Origin of the sequence: Alcaligenes sp. EGD-AK7 (assembly GCF_000465875.3) — a bacterium.
GTDB classification, from domain to species: Bacteria; Pseudomonadota; Gammaproteobacteria; order Burkholderiales; family Burkholderiaceae_B; genus Alcaligenes; species Alcaligenes phenolicus.
The window spans coordinates 486,782-506,468 of sequence record NZ_AVOG02000001.1; the positions used below are offsets into that span (position 1 = coordinate 486,782).

General features: G+C 56.7%; 17 protein-coding genes. 4 read left to right on the forward strand and 13 right to left on the reverse strand.

The window, feature by feature from the left end:
- Positions 1 to 111: 111 nt before the first annotated feature.
- The 6 genes from glnA to N879_RS02285 form a co-directional block, all read right to left on the reverse strand.
- Positions 112 to 1,524, reverse strand: a complete 1,413-nt coding sequence (glnA, locus tag N879_RS02260; protein WP_021446603.1) for a type I glutamate--ammonia ligase — start codon at positions 1,522 to 1,524, stop codon at positions 112 to 114.
- A 227-nt stretch (positions 1,525 to 1,751) separates the two neighbouring features.
- Positions 1,752 to 2,966, reverse strand: coding sequence for a radical SAM family heme chaperone HemW (gene hemW / locus N879_RS02265; RefSeq protein WP_021446604.1), 1,215 nt, complete (start codon positions 2,964 to 2,966; stop codon positions 1,752 to 1,754).
- 4 nt (positions 2,967 to 2,970) lie between these two features.
- Complete coding sequence (rdgB, locus tag N879_RS02270) at positions 2,971 to 3,582, reverse strand: RdgB/HAM1 family non-canonical purine NTP pyrophosphatase (protein ID WP_009453909.1); 612 nt, start codon at positions 3,580 to 3,582, stop codon at positions 2,971 to 2,973.
- A gap of 153 nt (positions 3,583 to 3,735) precedes the next feature.
- Positions 3,736 to 4,473, reverse strand: a complete 738-nt coding sequence (rph, locus tag N879_RS02275; RefSeq protein WP_009453908.1) for a ribonuclease PH — start codon at positions 4,471 to 4,473, stop codon at positions 3,736 to 3,738.
- Positions 4,474 to 4,502: 29 nt separating this feature from the next.
- Complete coding sequence (locus tag N879_RS02280; protein ID WP_009453906.1) at positions 4,503 to 7,124, reverse strand: AAA family ATPase; 2,622 nt, start codon at positions 7,122 to 7,124, stop codon at positions 4,503 to 4,505.
- Positions 7,114 to 8,232, reverse strand: a complete 1,119-nt coding sequence (locus N879_RS02285; RefSeq protein ID WP_009453904.1) for a metallophosphoesterase family protein — start codon at positions 8,230 to 8,232, stop codon at positions 7,114 to 7,116. The genes N879_RS02280 and N879_RS02285 overlap by 11 nt, the downstream gene beginning before the upstream one ends.
- Positions 8,233 to 8,379: 147 nt before the next feature.
- Between N879_RS02285 and N879_RS02290 the strand changes: the two genes are divergently transcribed.
- Positions 8,380 to 9,312, forward strand: coding sequence for a YicC/YloC family endoribonuclease (locus tag N879_RS02290; RefSeq protein WP_009453903.1), 933 nt, complete (start codon positions 8,380 to 8,382; stop codon positions 9,310 to 9,312).
- Positions 9,313 to 9,921: 609 nt separating this feature from the next.
- On the forward strand, positions 9,922 to 10,683 hold the full coding sequence (gene nudC / locus N879_RS02295; RefSeq protein ID WP_009453902.1) for an NAD(+) diphosphatase: 762 nt from the start codon (positions 9,922 to 9,924) through the stop codon (positions 10,681 to 10,683).
- Positions 10,684 to 10,691: 8 nt separating this feature from the next.
- On the opposite strand, the gene N879_RS02300 is transcribed toward nudC, so the two are convergent.
- From N879_RS02300 to N879_RS02325, 6 genes are all read right to left on the reverse strand, one after another.
- Complete coding sequence (locus tag N879_RS02300) at positions 10,692 to 11,147, reverse strand: MarR family winged helix-turn-helix transcriptional regulator (protein WP_009453901.1); 456 nt, start codon at positions 11,145 to 11,147, stop codon at positions 10,692 to 10,694.
- Between the two features lie 71 nt (positions 11,148 to 11,218).
- On the reverse strand, positions 11,219 to 12,376 hold the full coding sequence (locus N879_RS02305; RefSeq protein ID WP_009453900.1) for an FAD-dependent oxidoreductase: 1,158 nt from the start codon (positions 12,374 to 12,376) through the stop codon (positions 11,219 to 11,221).
- Positions 12,377 to 12,386: 10 nt separating this feature from the next.
- Positions 12,387 to 13,379 (reverse strand): VOC family protein, encoded by a 993-nt coding sequence (locus N879_RS02310; protein WP_009453898.1) that lies wholly within the window; start codon positions 13,377 to 13,379, stop codon positions 12,387 to 12,389.
- Entirely contained in the window at positions 13,376 to 14,239 is an 864-nt protein-coding gene (locus tag N879_RS02315; protein ID WP_009453897.1) for an alpha/beta hydrolase, read from the reverse strand. Before N879_RS02315 ends, N879_RS02310 begins: the two co-directional genes overlap by 4 nt.
- A 3-nt stretch (positions 14,240 to 14,242) precedes the next feature.
- Positions 14,243 to 15,481 carry an MFS transporter gene (locus N879_RS02320; protein WP_009453896.1) on the reverse strand — a complete coding sequence of 413 codons (1,239 nt, stop codon included), beginning with the start codon at positions 15,479 to 15,481 and terminating at the stop codon, positions 14,243 to 14,245.
- A gap of 170 nt (positions 15,482 to 15,651) precedes the next feature.
- On the reverse strand, positions 15,652 to 16,875 hold the full coding sequence (locus N879_RS02325; protein ID WP_326942911.1) for an MFS transporter: 1,224 nt from the start codon (positions 16,873 to 16,875) through the stop codon (positions 15,652 to 15,654).
- On the opposite strand from N879_RS02325, the gene N879_RS02330 reads away from it, so the two are divergent.
- Together N879_RS02330 and N879_RS02335 are read left to right on the forward strand one after the other, a co-directional pair.
- Positions 16,874 to 17,647: an AraC family transcriptional regulator gene (locus N879_RS02330; protein ID WP_009453892.1), complete on the forward strand. Its 774-nt coding sequence runs from the start codon at positions 16,874 to 16,876 to the stop codon at positions 17,645 to 17,647. The two genes, N879_RS02325 and N879_RS02330, sit on opposite strands and share 2 nt — an antisense overlap.
- Positions 17,648 to 17,768: 121 nt before the next feature.
- Positions 17,769 to 19,085: a M20 metallopeptidase family protein gene (locus N879_RS02335; RefSeq protein WP_009453890.1), complete on the forward strand. Its 1,317-nt coding sequence runs from the start codon at positions 17,769 to 17,771 to the stop codon at positions 19,083 to 19,085.
- Between the two features lie 74 nt (positions 19,086 to 19,159).
- Here the strand turns inward: N879_RS02335 and N879_RS02340 are convergent, their stop codons facing one another.
- Positions 19,160 to 19,609 carry an Hsp20/alpha crystallin family protein gene (locus N879_RS02340; RefSeq protein WP_009453888.1) on the reverse strand — a complete coding sequence of 150 codons (450 nt, stop codon included), beginning with the start codon at positions 19,607 to 19,609 and terminating at the stop codon, positions 19,160 to 19,162.
- Positions 19,610 to 19,687: the final 78 nt, after the last annotated feature.

The following is a 19,687-nucleotide window of genomic DNA, read 5'->3' on the forward strand; positions in this document are numbered from 1 at the left end:
GACGATAAGGTTTGGGTGACTGCGTATGGTAATCGTCCAAGGGCAGAATAAAAAGAGCGGCCCGAAAGCCGCTCTTTTTGATCGTACTGGCCAAAACCAGTGCCTTCGATCTTACAGGCTGTAGTACATGTCGAATTCGACCGGGTGCGGAACCATACGCAGACGGGTGATTTCGGCTTGTTTCAGCTCGATGAAGGCGTCCAGCATTTCATTGCTGAACACACCGCCACGGGTCAGGAATTCGCGATCTTTGTCCAGGGACTCGATGGCTTGTTCCAGCGACACACAAACGGTTGGGATTTTTGCATCTTCTTCGGGTGGCAGATCGTACAAGTTCTTGTCGGCTGCATCGCCGGGGTGAATCTTGTTCTGCACACCGTCCAGACCGGCCATCATCAGGGCCGAGAAGGCCAGGTATGGGTTGGCCATTGGATCGGGGAAGCGGGCTTCCACACGACGCGCCTTGGGGTTGCTGACGTAAGGAATGCGGATCGAGGCCGAGCGGTTACGGGCGGAGTAAGCCAGTTTCACTGGGGCTTCAAAGTGCGGAACCAGACGCTTGTAGGAGTTGGTCGTGGGGTTGGTGATGGCGTTCAGGGCACGGGCGTGCTTGATGATGCCGCCAATGTAGAACAGCGCGAACTCGGACAGACCGGCGTACTCGTTACCGGCAAACAGGTTCTGGCCGTCTTTCCAGATGGACTGGTGCACGTGCATGCCGGAACCGTTGTCGCCGACCACGGGCTTGGGCATGAAAGTTGCCGTTTTGCCATAAACGTGAGCCACGTTATGGATGGTGTACTTCATGATCTGGTTCCAGTCCGCACGCTCGACCAGAGTCGAGAAGCGCGTACCGATTTCCAGCTGGCCGGGAGCGGCCACTTCGTGGTGGTGGATTTCAACAGGAACGCCCTGCTGTTCCAGCAGCAAACACATTTCAGCGCGCAGATCGGCAAAGGAGTCTGTAGGCGAAACAGGAACGTAGCCGCCTTTGACGCCAGGACGGTGACCCAGGTTATTGCCATTGAGTTCCAGACCACGCGACCAGGGAGCTTCTTCAGAGCGAATCTTCACGAAGCTGCCCGACATGTCGTCGTTCCAGGTAATACCGTCGAACACGAAGAATTCCGGCTCGGGACCAAAGTATGCGGTATCGCCCAAACCGCTGGAGCGCAGGTAGGCTTCAGCACGCTTGGCCAGCGAACGTGGGTCGCGGTCGTAACCTTTCAGATCGGAAGGCTCGACCACATCGCAGGTCAGAATCAGGGTGGGCTCTTCACGGAACGGGTCCATACGGGCGGTTTTGGCGTCCGGGATGAGCAACATGTCCGAGGCTTCGATTCCTTTCCAGCCAGGCAAGGAAGAGCCGTCAAAGGCGACACCAGACTCAAAGCGATCCTCGTCCACCGCGTGTGCGGGGGTGGTCAAGTGGTGCTCACGGCCCAGGGTATCGGTAAAGCGGAAATCGACAAACGTGATTTCGCGTTCGGCGATGATCTTCAGAACATCTTCGGGGGAGGACATGGTTACTCCAGCGTCAATGACGTTAACAAAAAGTGAGGAGGAGTGGCGCGGATCATTGTGTAACCCACTACGGCAGGTCTTAATTACGTGTATCGGGATTGCCGCTGAGTCTGATCCAAACAGCGCAATACCGATAAAGTAGTTATGGCATAGGACTTACCAGAAATTAATTGTAGAGCAATTGTGCAGATGCACAATAAAAAATGTCTTAAATAAACAATTAAATGTCAGGAACCTTCATCAGGAAGGAATGCTTCCTGTAAATCATTTAAGAATCGCCAGCCTAAATCGGTGGTTCGAATACGAACCGGATCGGAAGCCAGCAAACCTTTCTCGATATTGCGCTTGATCACGGGCAGGATGTGCGCAAGGGGCACACCCGTGCGTTCCTGGAAGTACTGGGCTGGTACGCCCTCTTTCAGGCGCAACACGTTCAGCATGAACTCAAAGGGCAAGTCTTTGGGTGTGACACGGGCATTGTGCGCATAGTGGCTGCCGTCGCGCTTGATGGCGTTCTGCATCCATTGCGCCGGGCTGCGGGTGGTAGCAGTACGGATAATGCGGTCGTGAAAGGACAGCTTGCCGTGGGCTCCCGGGCCTATTCCGATATAGTCGCCAAATTCCCAGTAATTCAGATTGTGGCGGCTATGGCCACCGCGCTTGCTGTACGCCGAGATCTCGTACTGGTTCCAGCCACGGCTGGCGGTCAGCTCGATCAGGCGGTCCTGCATGGCGGCGCTGTCGTCGTCATTGGGCAAGACCGGCGGGTATTTCGCGAAAACGGTATTGGGTTCCAAGGTCAAATGGTAGAGCGACAAGTGCTCGGTCTCATAAGACATGGCCTGCAAAATGTCCTGCTCGGATTGCGCTGGGGTCTGGCCCGGCAAGGCGTACATGACATCCAGATTCACGCGATCCACGGCTTTCATGGCAGCTTCAATGGCCTGTTGTGCTTGCTGGCTGTCGTGAATGCGGCCCAGCGCTTTCAGGGCCTCATCGTTAAAGCTCTGAATGCCCAAAGAAATCCGGTTCACGCCACTGTGTGCAAAATCCATGAAGCGCGAGGCTTCGGAGGCTCCAGGATTGGCTTCCAGCGTAATTTCTGCGTCGGGCAGCAAGTTCAGGTGGGAGCGCAGCAAGGCCAGCATGCGGTCCAGCGCCTGGGCTGACAACAGACTGGGCGTGCCACCACCGATAAATACGGAAATTACCTGCCTGCCCCAGACCAGCGGCAGGGTTTGTTCCAGATCGGCCTGCAAAGCGTCCAGATACTCGTTTTCGGGCAGTTCAGCGGGTGCTTCGTGTGAGTTGAAGTCACAGTATGGACATTTGCGCACGCACCAGGGCACGTGCACGTAGACGGACAAGGGCGGCAGGCTGGGCAGCAAGGTGGCCGGGCCGGAGCCAGGCCGGATGCGTACCTCGGGAGAGAAAACAGTCATGGTGTTACTCGGCGGCCAGACGGGCCAACAAGGCTTGCATGGCTTGCGCCCGGTGGCTGTATTTGTTCTTCACTTCAGGAGAGAGCTGCGCCGCAGTTTGCTTGAGCTCTGGCAGATAAAAGTGAGGATCATAGCCAAAGCCGTGCTCGCCAGCGGGTTGATCCTGAATTTCCCCTTCCCAGACGCCTTCAATCACGATGGGCCGTGGGTCCTGGGCGTGGCGCACATACACCAGAACAGCCACATAACAGGCGCGACGGTCGCTTTGTCCTTGCAGACGCTGGACCAGCAAGGCGTTATTGGCTGCATCGGACTTTTCACCGCCCAGTTCGCGAGCGGCAAAACGGGCGGAATATACGCCGGGGGCTTCGTCCAGGGCGCGCACACAGAGGCCGGAGTCATCGGCCAAGGCGGGCAAGCCGCTTAATTGGCTGGCATGACGGGCCTTGGCCAGTGCATTCTCGATAAAAGTGGCAAAGGGTTCCTCGGCCTCGGGAATGTTCAATTGGCCTTGAGGAACCATGCTGATACCGGCCTGAGCCAGGATGGCGGAAAACTCCTTGAGCTTGCCGGCATTGTTGGAGGCCAGGACGACACGCTTGGATTCAGTGTTCATAAGTCGCAGCAGGCGGCAAAGCGCCCTGTTCAGTAAAAATGGCAAGGCGCCGTGCCAGGCAGTGTGTGCTGCATGGGACGGCGTCCCAATAGCGGTTTGTCCCGCTGCCTGGCGGTGTCGCGCAGGGAGCAGGACAGACCCGTTTCATCGCGATCAGCCCTGCAAGGCTTGTTTCTGGGCTTGCATCAGCTCGGCAATGCCCTGCTCGGCCAGATCCAGCAAGCGATTCAAGGTGGGGCGTGCAAAAGTCTGGCCTTCGGCGGTGCCCTGCACTTCCACCAGATTACCGCTGCCTGTCATGACGATATTCATGTCCACGCCGCAGGCGGAGTCTTCCAGGTAGTCCAGGTCCAGGACGGGGTTGGATTCGAACACGCCGACCGAGACGGCCGCCAGTTGATCCAGAATGGGCGAGGCTTGCAGCTTGCCCTGCTCTTGCAGGCTGCGTACGGCCAGGCTGGCTGCGACCCAGGCCCCAGTGATGCTGGCGCAGCGGGTGCCGCCGTCGGCTTGCAGAACGTCACAGTCAATGTGAATGGTGCGCTCGCCCAGGGCTTTCAGATCAAAGACAGCGCGCAGGCTGCGGCCGATCAGACGCTGGATTTCCTGGGTACGGCCATTCTGCTTGCCACGGGCCGCTTCACGGTCCGAGCGCGTGTGCGTGGAGCGAGGCAGCATGCCGTATTCCGCCGTTACCCAGCCCTGTTCCTTGCCTTTCAGAAAGGGAGGGACTTTGTCGAGCACGCTGGCATTGCACAGAACATGGGTTTCACCCAGACGGATCAGTACCGAGCCTTCGGCGTGACGGGTAAAGGCGGTCACCAGTTCGATAGGACGGCATTGTGCAGCAGATCGACCCGAGGGACGTGCAATCGTAGCGTTTTCAGACAAGGCTAGGCTCCGGACAAAATTCAAAACGCCTATTGTACGCCTTGCGGGACGGGCCGTAGCGCAACACCCATGTCCATCCACTTATCGGCCTGGCAGGTGAAAAGCAGGATCTGATGGCGCTGGGCGGCGTCGTGAATAATGCGCTTCATGGCCCCCAGGCGATCGTTGTCGCTGTGGACCAGCACGTCATCCAGAATCAGCAAGGTGGGACGGCCTGCCTGCTGCAGCAAATCTGCATAGGCCAGACGGGCAATCAGGCCGATTTGCTCGCGTGCGCCAAAGCTCAAGCCGTCAATGTCGTCGGCCAGCCCTTGTCCGCTATCGCGTTGCAGCCAGCGTGGGGCCAGGTACTCGTCCAGTTCCACCCGGGCCTTGCCCAAAAGCAGACGCAGATAGTGGTTGATGTGCTTTTGCAAAGGCTCGTGCAATTGCTGGGTCAAGGCGTTGCGCTGCTCCCTTAGCACAGACAGCAACAGGCGCAAGGCCGCGACACGGCGCTCGTAGGTGGCGCAACGGCGCTGGCAATCGTGCAGACGTAGCGAGGTCTGGTCGATTTGCTCTTCCAGGCCTTGCGCTCCGTGGGTTTCCAGCTTGGTTTGCACCAACTGCGCGGCCAGTCGGGCCTCGTTATAGCTTTGCTCCTGTTGTTGAGCGCTGCGCTCCAGACGTTGCAGGTCCTGCTCCAGAACCGAGACGGGCAAGGCGGCCAGCTCGGCTTCCAGAGCTTTTTGATCGGCCAGTTGCTGCTCGCGTTGCAAGCGCAGTTGTCCCCACTGCTGCTCGCGCTCCTGCTGCGCTTGCTGGCGTTGCGGATCAGCCCATTGCTGTTCCAGGCTGTGAGCTTCAGCCTGGGCCTGCTCCAGACGAGCCTGGGTGCGGGCAAGGGCTTCGCGGGCATCATGCCAGTCGCTTTCCAGTGCGCGGTACTGCTGCTCGGCCATGGAGGCGGCTTGGGCGATACGGCCCAGTTCCGAGGCCTCGATGGCCTCGCCTTGCGGGCGTTGCGGGGCGATGCGTTGTTGAGCCGCCTGAACCAGACCTTGCAAGTGTGCTTTGCCTTGCGGGGCCAGCGCTTTCATGGAGCTGCGTAACAGCCGGTCCTGCTGCTCTTGTTCCCGATATTGCTCGCGGCGGCGTTCCAGCTCTTCCAGGCTTTTTCCGCCCAGTTGGCCAAGCGCCTGTGCGTATTCCTGCTGGGTTTGCGCCAATTGCTGCTGCACCTTGCCCAGATCGCGGCCGCCGGGAATGATGCGCAACTGGCCCATTCCGGGAAGCTCAATCAGGGTGCTGGCGCTAAGGTGGGCGCGGTGCTGGCCCTGAATGGATGCCCCATCCAGCAACAGGCTGGCGCCGTCTTGCAGTTCGATCTGCAATTCGGTGGAAATCGTCTCAAGTTGGTGTTGCAAACGCTGAATAAGCTGGTGCTGCTGGCGTAATTGGTCCAGGGCATCGTCGCTGATTTTCAGCTGCACCAAGGCGGCCCCGCATTGCGCCAGTTGGGTTTCCAACTTGCCCAGTTCTTCCAGTTGCCCTTGCACCTGCTGCAATTGCTGCTGCGTGCCTTCAAAGCTGGCTTGATCTTGAAACCATTGCTGCCAGGTACGGGCGCGTTCCTGCTCCTGCAGGCTGGCGTCTTTATGGCTGCGCGCCTGCTCCAGACGCTGGTTCAAGCTGTTGAGCGTGCCCTGCTCTTGCTCCAGCTTGGCACTCAAGGATTTTACCTGCTCGGCGCGCTGGCTGCGTTGGCGAGCCCACTCCAGGTCGCGTTCCCCAGCTTGTTGGTAGAGCTTTTCTCGCTCGGCCAACATGTTCAGCGCCTGTTGCAGTTCCTTGGCCCGTTCCTGCAATTGGCGGGCTTGAAGTAACTGAACCTGCACTTGTTTGGCTTGCTCACGTAGCTGTTCCCACGGGCGCTTAGCCTCGGCATGGGTGATTTGCTTGCGGGCCTGCGCCAGTTCGTCCACCCATTGCTGGTACTGCTGCAAGGCGGCTTGCTGGCTCTGTAACTGCTCTTCCAGCTCCTTGGCTTCTTTCTGCGCTGCCAGCCAGACGCCGCGTGGCTGTCCTTGAGCCTGGGTCACATATTGGTCCAGCTGTTGCTGGGCCTGTTCGATCAGATAATCCCCGTCTGCACTGGTCAAATCAGCGATTTCGCTACCCAAAGCCTGCTGCAAGGTGCCGCTGGCGTGCTCAACGGAGCTGCGCAAATCCTGGCCCTGCCCTTGTTCAATCCACAAAAGGCCCGGCACGCCCCAGTTGCGGGCCTGGCTGCTGCCTTTGGCGGCGTACTCAAAGCCCATTTGCTGGGCCAGGAATTGTTCGGCCTCGTCATTGTCCAGATGCTGATTGCCAATGTATAAATCGCAGCGTTTGCGCTTCAGGAAACGTTTGCTCAGTCGCATGTCCTGGCCGTTCAGGCTGAAATCCAGCTCGATTTCCGGTGCGGCTGAAGAATCACCCCAAGGCAGGATTTTTGCCAGACTACCTGTGCCATAACGTTCGAAAAACACCGTGCGCAAGGCTTCGGCCAAGGTGCTTTTACCGGCCTCGTTCGGGGCGCTGATGATGTTCAGGCCCGGTTCCAGCTGGTCCAGTGAGACGGGCTGACGAAAGCGCTTGAACTGCTCGACGCGCAGGGACTTAATGTGCATGACCACCTTCCTTATCGCGCAGCAAACCGGCCAGAATCAACAAGGCATCTTCAGCGGCTTGCTGCTGGCTGCCGTGACGCAGTTCCTGCAACTGTTTCAACGCGGCTTGCAAGTAGCCATCGGCTTGCAAGGCGTCCAGATCCTCTTCAGAAGGTGCCAGACGCAAGGCCTCGCGCTGGCAGTCCCAGGCGCGGCAACGGGCTTGGGACTGCCCCAAAATATTTTCCAGACGCTCAAAACCGCTCAGGCTTAACTGACCTGATAGCTCCAGTTCCACCACGCTCTGATCCGCTAAGGCATTCAGTTCCCGCTCCAGCAGGTCCAGATCCGTGTCGTCATTCAAATGGTGCTGGATACTGCGCCAAGGGTGTTGGGCAACCGGCAAGGCTTGAACCACAGGTGTTGCGCCCGGCTCGCTGATTTCCACCAGCAGAGCCTGGCCAGAGTCGTTATCCCGAAAGCGGTCCGGCTCGGGCGTGCCGCTGTAGTAGCAGCGCTCGTTAATTTTGACGGTGCCGTGCCAGTCCCCCAGTGCCAGATAGTCCAGTTTGGCGCGTTGTACACGGTTTTGATCGATCAGGTTATGGCTGTCCAAATGCTCCAGCACCCCACTGACGCTGCCATGCGCCAAGCCCAGACGCCAGTAACCCGCCGGACTTTCGGCCTGATCGAACCAGTCGCTCAAGTCCTGATAAGTCTGGCGTTGTGTCAACGGCGCTGGCAAGACCGCAAGCTTGAGCTCGTCCAGCAGAAAAAGCTCCGGTGTATCAAGCACATGCACATAATCTGGAATGCAGTTCAAGCGGCGCGCGCGTGTCCAGACACTTTCGCTCAAGGCCGCGTCATGGTTGCCGGGCAGGAGCAGCCAGGGGCCGGTGAAACCCGCCATGGCATTGAAACTGCGGCGCAGATTGCGATCGCTCAGGGTTTGCGAATCAAAGACATCGCCCGCTACCACAAGCAGATCGGCGCGATGTTCGCTGGCCATCGTTGCCAGCTTCTCAATGGCCTTGAAACGTGCCTCAGCCAGGGCGGCCGCGTCCTCCAGCTCGAAACGCGAATACTGGCGACCTATTTGCCAATCGGCTGTATGCAGGATTCGTAGCATGACTGCCCTTAGATTTGGTAAAAAAATCGGCCCTTACAGGCCTTGAATGCCTAAAGTATAGAGCTTTGTCGCGGCAAGAGGCGCGGCCAAAGCCGGGACCTGAGAGTACAATTGGCGGCTTTATTCCATTCTTAAAGTGACCCACCCATGATCCGTAGCATGACCGCGTTTGGCAGCGCCAAGGCCGAGTCCGAAGCAGGCACCATCAATATCGAGATGCGCAGCGTCAACAACCGCTTTCTGGACCTGAATCTGCGTTTGCCCGAGGAACTGCGTTTTGCGGAGAATCTACTGCGCGAGCTGGCCGCCCAGGGTGTACAGCGTGGCAAGCTGGAATTGCGGGTCAACTTTGCCCGTAGCGGCACGGATCAGCAACGCAGCCTGGATATGGAGGCGGTGGAACGCACAGCACAAATGCTGCAAGTGGCACGCGTCGCCATTCCCGATCTGCCTGCGCCCGAGCTGCATACCTTGCTGAGCAATCAAAGCGGCAATAATTCAGGCATGGACCCCGAAATCTGGCTGCCCATGATCAGCCAGGCTTTCGAGGCGGCCCTGCAGGATTTTCAGGCGACCCGAGAGCGTGAAGGCCAGCGGCTGGCACAAGCCATGCTGGATATTCGCCAGGACATGAGCGCCATTGTGGACGAGGTTGAGCAGCACTTGCCTTCTATTCTGACGGAGCAGAAGAACAAGATTGCCACTCGCTTGCATGACGCCTTGTTGCAAGCCAGCCCGGACGGTTTTGCCCTGATTTCGGGCGAAGAGCTGTCTGCCCGCGTCGCCCAGGAAGCGGCTGTTTTCTCTCTGCGTATCGATGTGGCCGAGGAAATTGCCCGCTTGCGTTCGCATTTGACCGAGCTGGAACTGATTCTTAACGGTGATACCAGCGTGTCGTCCAACAAGAAAAGCACGCGCCAAGGCAGCACTGGCAAGCGTTTGGACTTCCTGTTCCAAGAGATGAACCGTGAGGCCAATACCTTGGGTTCCAAGGCAGGCAGCATGGACATGACGCGCGCCTCTATCGACTTGAAGCTATGTATTGAGCAACTGCGCGAACAGACCCAAAACATCGAGTAAACCAGCCAGTTCCTTATTTTCTGCCTGCCAGTATTTTTTTCAGCAGGTGCTGTCTGCTTAAACCGCGTGAAACCTCAGGTTTTATGCGGTTTTTTCAAGAAAACCGTCTTGCTCAGGCCAGGCGGTTTTTTTGTGGACTTTTCTGATCATCCTCAAACTCCCTAGGGCTATTTTTTCTGAAAGTGGTCTAGTGAAGCCAGGAATAAATACAGACGCTTTATAAGCTGCCTTAATATATAAAAATAAAATAGCGATTTTTAAAATAAAAAAAATAAAACAAAAATAAGAAATGGTTTTTATAAATAATTAATCCGGTTTTAAAAGTTTAAAAACGAATCACTGGTTTTAAATAAATTCATGCTTAATTATCTGTCTGCTAATTAGGTGGCTTGCCGGTTTTGTCCTGGGATTTGCTCGACAAGGCCAGGTAACACGTCACCTTTTTGACAGTTGTGTTTCTGGTTTTAAAACGGCGGATTTTTCTGGCCGCTGTCTGAACGCCCTGCTCGGCCCCTTGGGTTTTTCTCCGCTTTTTTCTGCCTCCGTCCTTCCCGTACAATAGCCAGCGCTGTGCTGCTCTTAGGCGGCTTATTAAAGGACAGAAAACACATGAATTTCATTTTTCGTGGAAATGAAATATTGGTCAGCAGCCAGGAAGGACAAGCCTTGATTCCTGCCAAACCCGCACTGGATTTAGCGCCGGCGCAATGGCATGCTCTTTTTCCAGGTGACGATTGTCAGGATTTTGCCTGCCACGTAGCGGCCGAGACCCCGGCTCCGGATGGCTTTACCTTCCGTCACTTGCGCGGCGTGCTGTCGCAGTTGGGAGATCAAGCCAGTATGGTGAATCGGGCTTTTCAAGTCTCGGAATGGGCGCGCAGCCATCGTTACTGTGGTGTGTGCGGTTCGGCCATGGAGCGTGTGAAGCATGAACTGTGCTTTCGCTGCACCTCTTGTGGTTTCTCGGCCTATCCCCGCATCTCCCCGGCCATGATGGTACTGATCCGCGACAAGGACCGTATCTTGTTGGCCAGTCATTCCACTTACGCGACGGCGCGCTACACGGCTCTGGCCGGGTTTGTGGAAGCCGGTGAAAACCTGGAAGAAGCCATTCACCGTGAGGTTATGGAGGAAGTGGGGCTGCGCGTGGACAATATTCAGTACTTCGGCAGTCAGTCCTGGCCTTTCCCACATTCTTTAATGGTGGCTTATACCGCCGAGTACGCCGGGGGTGATTTGCGCATTCAAGCTGACGAAATCAATGACGCGCGCTGGTTTGGCCCGGGTGACGCCCTGCCCGATCTGCCCCATACAGACTCCATTGCGGGCCGTTTGATTCGGGCCAATTTACCGGGCCAGGCCAAGACTTAAAGCGTGACTCAGGTCGCCAGATGGGCGGCGACATTGCGCAGCATACGGCCCAAATCCTCGCGCTCATTCGGATTGAGCACTGACAGAGCATCATCAATCATTTCTTTGGCGGCGGGCCAGACTTGCGCATAGCGCTCACGGCCCGTTTCGCTCAGATACACACGCATATAGCGGCTGTCGTTTTCGTCCGTGCGGCGCTGCACCAATTCGCGTTCTTCCATTTGGTCAATCACCCGGCTCAAGACCGGCTGATGCACCACGATGGCCTTGGCAATTTCCCCGATGCTGCGCCCGTCCTTATCCCACAGGTACTGCAAGACCCGAAAGTGCACATAGGTCATATTGTGTTCACGCAGGGTGGTCGATCTTAGCGTTTGGTCCAACTTGTAGATAATGTTGGCCATCTGGAAGGCCAGATTGGTTTCTACGCTGCTGTCAGGGATGGAGACGGGAGTTTTGCTCATAATGCCTTGGGAGAGTCAATCCTGCGCTTGTCGCTCCATGAAATCGGAGCGACAAGCGGACCGTCAGTATACTAGCAGAGCTCTGCCTGGACGGTTCCCGTAGGCGTGTGACTGGCAGCGCGGAAAATCTGCGCGTAGCTCCAGGGATTGGCCATGGCAGAACGCACGACCTGAGTACGCACGGCATCGGGCAAGGCGCTGATCTCACCATATAGACAGGACCACTTCTGGCAGTGCTCTACAATCTCGCGCTCGTTGTTTTCCCAGGCTTCCAGGGCTTCGGGGATATCGCGGGCATCCTGCACCTTTTCCAGGAACGTGGCCAAAGCCAGGCCATTTTGCATGGCCATGCCCCCACCCTGCCCCAGGTTCGGCGGTTGAGCGTGGGCGGCGTCGCCCAAAATCGCGGTACGGCCACTGGACCAGGTTTTGCAGCGCGTCACACTGTAACGACCCCAACTGACCGGGCCATCTGCGCGTTCAATCAAGTGTGCCCAGTGCGGGAACAAGGCAGACCAGTATTCCTTGTCGATCTGGACATTGCTGGCACGCACATCGTCGTACGGGCACGTTAAGGCCAGATAGGTTTGGGTCTCGCTGACGGGCGTAATCAGCAAGCGATGCAGACCGTTCCAGTTCTCGATGTATTTTTGAGCGTCTTGCTCCGGAGTGTCGTCTGGCTTGCGGGTGATCATGGTACGCAAGGCCCCTTCGCGGGTTTGCTCGTGCACCAGTTCCAGACCGAGAGATTGGCGGATACGGGACCAGATGCCATCAGCACCCACGACCAGATCGGCACGTAAACGCTCGCCCGAGGCCAGTTGAACTTCGCCGCGTGCGCTGGCGGCAATGACTTCCACATTCGTGCGTACCTTTACGCCGGCGCGTTTGCCCGCTTGCTCCAGGGATTTCAACAGTTGCGAGCGCATCACGGTAATCAGACGGCGATCGGGCGGTGTGGGGCCGCAATCAATGACCTCGTTATTCAGATCGCGCTGCTCAAAGTGACTACCGTAGAAAGCGCCTTCAATCGCTTGTTCGTACGCTCCCAAGGCTTTGAGAACGCGCAGGCCGTTTTCCCAGATATAAATACCGGAGCCATTGGCGCGCAATTCAGACTGGCGCTCCAGCACAGTGACATCCCAGCCGCGTTGAGCCAAAGCGGCGGCGGTTGCCAAACCACCCAGGCCACCGCCTGCGATCAAGGCACTTAGTTTTTTATCGGACATGCTGGTTTCCTCAAACTTGCGCCCACAAAGGCAAAGAGTGATTGCTATCCAGAACACGTTCGCCAGCCAGAGTCACGTACCACTCGCTGAGCAGACCATCCGGGTCACGCAAGAAGAAAGCGCGCTTCCAGGGCAGGTTCACGTTGTGAACGGGTGTGATGTTCCGGGCTTTCAGGCGCTCCAGTGTTTGTTCCAGATCCTGGACGCCGGCCAGCTCGAAACTGCCATGCGAGAAGGAGGCTTCTTCATCACGTACCAGGATCAGGCTGTAATAATAATTGGCCAGACCAGCACGCAAGTAGACAACCTGCTCATTTTCATAAACCACTTCCAGGCCGCCGACTTCGGTGTAAAAGCGGCGCATGGCGTCCAACTGAGCGGTACGCAGCACGGCATGGGTGACGCGGCGTGGTTGGACCGGGGCGTCGGCCACTGTTTCCAGAACCGGGTCGGAGTCGTAACGGCCTTCGGTAAAAGGCTCCTGGCCTTCGGGGTCCCAGCGGCTGGTCAGTAATTCCATAGGACCACCCAGTACGCTGCGCCAGTTTTTAATGGTGTCGCAGTAGAACTCGTTGTAGTTGCCATCGGGGTCAAACATATAGACGCTATGGGCAACCTGATGGTCCACTGTCATGTCAATGTCGCGCCCTTGCTCTTTTGCGCGCTTCCAGCCGGCAACCAGTTCAGCTTCGTTTTCCAGCTCCCAGGCCAGGTGATTCAGACCGGGCTTCAGGCCAATTGTGCCGGGCAGTTGCAGCAGACCGTCACGGCCATACCGGTTCACGCCTTTGGTCGTTTCCATCATTCCCAGATCATGGGGCGTGTGGCCGGTGCCCAAAAAGGTCGCTACCAGATCCGGTTCGGTAAATTCCACTTTCAGGCCGCAGACCTGGCTGTAAAAATCTTCACCGCGTTGCAGTTCGTCAACCCACAGGTTGACGTGGCCCAGACGGCGGGGCTCAAAGCACGCGGTTTGGATGGAGTGGGAAGTTGCTTGTGTCATAGTCTCTCCTCCTGGGTATGACGATTCATGGTCTGCAACACGGCTAGCGTCAATGCGCTGTCGCTCTGCTCCAGACCCATCAAGACGTTGAAATGATTACGGTTTGGCACGGCCATGCTTTGCACCAGGCAGCCCGCCAGCTCGCATTGCCGGGCGTAGTGACGGCTTTGTTCTTGCATGACGGCAGGCTCCAGTGCCCCCCAGGCCACCAGCACGGGCGTTCCCCTTGCTGGTGGGTGCAAGGCCGGGCTATAGCGTTGGGCTTGTTCTTCGTTAAGCTGCAGCCAGTCATTCACGGCGGTTTGCAAGAGGGGATGCAAATCCATGACGCCGCTGATAATGCTGGCGCTGTGGATCAGACGCTGTTCACGTCGGGTATCGGCCGCCAGCAACATGCCGCTTAAATGGCCCCCTGCCGAGCTGCCACTAATATGAATACGCTGCGGGTCGCCATTAAATTGCGTGGCGTGCGCGTGGACCCACTGCAAGGCGCGTTCGCATTGCGCCACGATCTGCGGCAGGCGGTAAGCCGGAGCCAAACCGTAGTCCAGGCAAATCACCGTGGCACCGGCGGCATGCAGGCTTTGCGCCATCATGGCCGAGTCATCCTTGGACAACATGCGCCAGTAGCCCCCATGAATGAACAGGTATACCGGGGCGCCAGCCTGGCTGGCCGCATAGATATCCAGTTTTTCTGTCGGGTCATCGCCATAGGCGTGGGTGCTGAAACAGGCTTCCAGAGCTGCACGGGCCCGTTCACTGGCCTGCTTGTAGGCGGCCATCTCAGCGTCAAAATCAGCCACCGAGGCCTGGAGCCGGTATTGCTCCAGGTCTGCTGGATCGAAAACAAGTTTGTTCATTGTTTATTCCGCCTGCGCCGAAGGCAAGCGATTCAAGAGGAGGAAACCGATGAAAACCAGCACTTCCACCACCAGGAAGCTGCCAAAGGCCCAGATGTAGGAACCAGTCAGGCTCAGCAAGAGGCCCAGCAGGGACGGCGCGACAAAGGTGGCGAACACACCGCCCATTTCGGCATAGCCAGCAGCGCTAGGGCCCAGGTTCACGCCATAGCGCTCCCCCACGTAGCTGAAAATGGCGCCACCATGAAAGACCCCTACGCCACAAAGAATGGCCACGATCAGCAGGCCGTTGTAGGGCAATGCCTGCCAGGCAACCAGAACACAGGCGCTGGCCGCCAGAATGGTCAACCACATGCCCACACGCATTACCCCAACACGGGTGAAGCGATCGCTGACATAACCGCCCAGAATCAGGAAGAAGACTTGGGACAAGCCCATGATGGTGCCGAACAAGGGAGCCTGTTCGGGGGCCATTTTCTGCACATCAATCAGCGCTGGAATCAGCCAGGTCGCGGTTGCCGCAACCGAGAACAAAGCCCCAAAAATGGCCAGAATGCCTACCCAGATCCAGGGGCGTGCGGCGATGGAGCGCAACACACCGGCATCGGTTTTGATCTTGTCGTGTGGATCTTGATAAGGACCGGCGCGTACCACCAGCTGCGTGATTAAACAGGCACTTAAGGTCAGCCCGCCCAGGACCAGGAAGAAAGCACGCCAGCCATGGGCCATGGCGTAAGGCAAACCCAAGGCAAAGTCCAGGGTAATGGCCAGCGAATAGGCGGCCAGAATAATGCCCAGCACCAGACCCTGGCGGCGTGGCGCAAACCACTGCATGACGATTTTCATGGACCCGACCCAGACTGCAGAGTCAAAAAAGCCCACAACCAGACGCAGTAAAAATAGCTGCGTGAAATCCTGTGCCTGAGTCTGCAGCAGCATCAGCAAGCCGCTGCCACCCAAGCCAATCAGGTACAAACGGGCCGAGCTCATGGAGCGACCACGTGGTGCCCAGAACAACATGCCCAGTGCAAACGAGACACCGAAAGCACCCTGCACCAGCCCGGCTTGCGCGGGGCTCAGTGACAGGTCTGCCGAGACAATTTTGATAACAGCTGCAAAGCCGTAAAAGTCGGCCGCCAGGCACATTTCGCCCATCACGGCCATCAACAGCATGAGCAAGGCCACTGTGCCGCGTGGCTTGGCCTTGTCGAGCGGATTGCCCATAACCCCCTGTTCCACCATGTCATCCTCTCCTTTTGGATAAATGTTCAAGCTGAGTGTTTGTCAGGCACACTCTTCAATTGCTTTAAACATGAAGGATTATGGTGATTTGGCTTAATCTATGTCAATACATATGTATTAGTATATACCCTATGATGAGGCGGCTTACGAATGGTGTACCAGGGTTTTTCTCAAGCCTTTTTCAGGGGCAAGGCCAGACAAATAGCGGCCAGCACAGCACAAATAACAGTCACGTCAGCCAGATTTCCCCACCAGGCCGACAAGGCCAAACCGATGCCTAGCAACAGGCTGTACATCAGGCCAAAGACAGCACCTGCCTTCCCTGCCACCGAGCGATAGTCCTGCAAGGCAGCCGACAAAAGATTGGGGATGGCGATGGCGTAGGCCAATGCCAGCAACATGGCCGGCAGCAGGAAAATCAGATGTGTTCCCGCCAACTCCAGGCCGGTAGCCGCCACGGCCAAAATCGAAATCCCCCGCCACACCAAATGCCGGGCACGGTGTCCTGCCGTCAGCCAGCGGCGATTCAGAAAAGCGCCCATAAAGGTTCCGGCAGCCAGTAAAAGGCCGGCCACCATCATGGGACGGTTATCGGAGCCCAGGCCTTCCAGCAGGAAAGGTGCCCATTGGTAAAAGGAAAAAATCGTGACGTTGAACAGAGCCACCAGCATGGCGGACTGCCAAATTGCCGGGTCACGCAGCAAGCGGAACAGCACATTCACCATGCTGGCCTGGCTGTGTTGAAGCGGGCGGGTTTCAGGAAGCTGAAACAGGCAAGCGGCAAACAAGATCAAGGCCAACACGAACAGTCCCAGAAAGACGGGCATGAGATTTGCGCTTGTTGTCAGAGCGACGCCCATTGCCAGACCTAACAAGGGGCTTAATGCCAGAGCGGCACCTATGGTGCCAAAGATCCTGGCCAGATCTTCTGCCTGGTAGCGATCGCGCAACATGGTTTGTACACCGATCGAGCCGACCGCCGCTCCAAATGCACTGATCATGCGGGCAGCCAGCAAAACACCGAAGCTGGGGCTGAACACAGCCAGCAGGCAGCCCAGGCCATAAACCGTCAAACCGGCCAGAACAGCGGGCCGACGCCCGGCCTTGTCGCATAGCCAGCCCCAGAACAGCACGCCTGCAGCAAAGGCAATGAAGTAGACCGATAAGGTCTGCCCTGCGCGGCTGGCCGACACGAAATAACTGTCGGCGATCAGGGGTAAAGCCGGACTATAGGCGGTTTCCACCACCTGAGGAAACATGATCAAGGCGATCATCAAGAATAGAAAACGAGACATGCAAACCACACTGAATTGGGAAAAAAAATCAGCGTAAGTCTGGCTGGATTTTTCTATTACAAGTATTCTGATAAAAAACCAATGAAATCGGACAATCATGCCTTGGTTAGATGCTAGTGACCCCTTTCCCGACCTGACAGATCACCATGTATTGGGTATTGTTGCCCGTTTGGCGCAACATGATTCCGGCCTGCATCAGCACCCCTGGGGCCAGATCCTGTACACGCACAGCGGTTGCATTACTGTCACCCTGGATCAGCAATTGTGCTTGTTGCCACCGGGACGCTTGATCTGGATCCCTCCCTTGCTGCTCCATCAGGCACAGATGAGCGAGCAGGTGGATTACCGATCGGTGTATCTGGACCCGACTCATTACCCTGATTTGCCCTCTCAGGTTCAACTACTGGCGGCGAACGATTTGCTGACTGCCGCGCTGGACCGTATTGCCCAAGCTGATTTGGACGAGGACTGGGATCAGCCGCCGGGCCATCATGTGATGCTGGTCTTGCTTGATGAGCTGCAACGGGCGCCCGATCAGGCTTTGTTTCTGCCCTTGCCGCTTGATAGCCGCTTAAGACAAATTCCCTTGGACAGCCTGCCTCCCGCTCTGAATGAATTAGCCAGCTATCTGGGCGCCAGTGAAAAAACCATCAGCCGCCTTTTCAAGCGAGATACTGGTCTGAATTACCAGCAGTGGAGACAACAGTGGCGTTTGCTTAAGGCGATCGAGCAGCTTTCTATCGGGGGCCGTGTCACCCGGTTAGCTTCAGACTTGGGCTTTGCCAGCGACAGCGCTTTTATTGCCTTTTTCAAGGAACAGACGGGCCTGACTCCCGGCCAATATGGTCGCCAGAAGCGCTATTTTGATTAGACAGTAATGGGCGAGTGCACCCGGGGGTTCTAGTTAGTAGAAGTGTCAATAATTACTCCGTTCACTGTATATACCGGTGCTATGATCAGTCGCTATTACTACTAAAAAGAGAGGAGACTGTATGAAGCATTCATTGCGCCTGAGTTTGTTGGCAGCGACATGTTTAATGGCCGGTACCGCGTTGGCGCAAGCCAGCAATCCCATCATGGATACTGCATTAAGCAAGGCCGACGCCTTGGAGCAGCAGGTTATTGAGTGGCGTCGTCATATTCACCAGAATCCTGAGCTGTCTTATCAAGAGCACGATACGGCGGCGTATATCAAAGCCGCTCTGGAAACCATGCCCGGTTATCAGATCCAGACCGGCATTGCTCAAACCGGCGTCAAGGCAGTATTGAAAGGTGGCAAGTCTGGGCCAGTTGTGGCCTTGCGAGCCGATATGGATGCCCTGCCCGTGCAGGAACGTAATGATTTGCCCTTCAAGTCTGTCGCCAAAGGCACTTGGCAAGGCAAGGAAGTGTCGGTATCGCATGCTTGCGGCCACGACACCCACGTTGCCATGTTGTTAGGTGCGGCCAAGGTCTTTTCGGATATGCGCGACGAACTGCCTGGTACGATTGTGTTGCTGTTCCAACCAGCTGAAGAGCAAGGCCCTGGCAAACCGTTAAGTGGTGCTAACGCGATGATGGCTGAAGGCGTGCTGGATCAACCTAAAGTGGATGTAGTGATGGGCCAGCACATTGGTCCTTCCTACCCTGCCGGCAGTATTGGCTACCGTCAAGGCAGCTTGATGGCCAGTGGCGATGTGTTCTCCATCTCTTTGGCAGGTAAAGGTGGCCATGGCTCCTCTCCCTGGAGTGCTGCCTCTCCGGTTGTCGCTGCAGCTGAAACCGTTGTGGCCTTGAACAACATTATCGCCCAGCGTACCAATCCCCAGGACGGCACTACTGTCGTGACGGTAGGTTCGTTGCAAAGCGGTAATCTCCCCAATGTTCTGCCGGAAAGTGCCGACATCAGTGGTACGGTGCGCTCCCTGTCCAAGCAAAACCAGGCAACCGCACATGAGCTGATTCAGCGCTACGCGCAAAACATTGCTGCGAACCACGATTTGAAGGCCACTGTGCGTATCGATACTGGCTACGAAGTTTTGGTCAGCGATCCTAAGGCTACCCAAACTGTGATTCCTGCTCTGGAGCTGGCAACGGACGGGATTGGGGCCAAGGAAGTTGCCCCTGGTATGGGCTCCGAGGACTTCGGCGCCTTTGGCAAGAACGTGCCCGTGGTTTTCTGGCGTCTGAATGCCTCGACATATTCCGACAAGATGGGAGCACCTAACCATTCGCCTGAATTCATGATTGATGAAAAGGCTTTGCGCATCGGTACTCGTGCTTTAGTGGCCAGCTCTTTGACTTATATGATGGATCACAAAAAACCGTAGCCTCTTGATGGTTTCAGATGGAGAACAAAAAAACCGCGCCGTAAATGGCGCGGTTTTCAATTTAACAAGCTTATTTAGCGGATTTCCAGCTTCTTGGCCCCTGTTCCACTCTTTTTCTTGGGCAGAATCAGCTCCAGTACGCCGTTTTCGCATTTGGCGCTGGCCCGGGACTCGTCAATATCCTGCGCCAGGCTGAAGCGACGTGTCTGCACCCCGTAATAGCGCTCACTACGCAAGACCGTATCGCCGTCCTTTTCTTCCTGAGTCCGACGGCTTTCCACGCGGATAGAAACCACATTGCCTTCGACGCTGACATGCACGTCTTCCTTGTTGATACCTGGCACTTCCGCGCTGACTTGATAGGCCTCTTCGCTCTCGCTGACATCCAGACGAATGGCGGGCGGTGTATTTCCGGCCAGGGAGCCGACAACAGGAACGCGTCGGAAGATGTCTTCAATATCTCGCCACGTGTCCAGGCCCGCCAGATCACCAAACGGATTAAAACGTGTCAAATTATTTGCCATGCTTGATCTCCATTTTTCCTTTGCTGAGCCCTGCTGCAATGGAAGGCGTGGGCTCGATCGCCTACATAAAAAGAGATG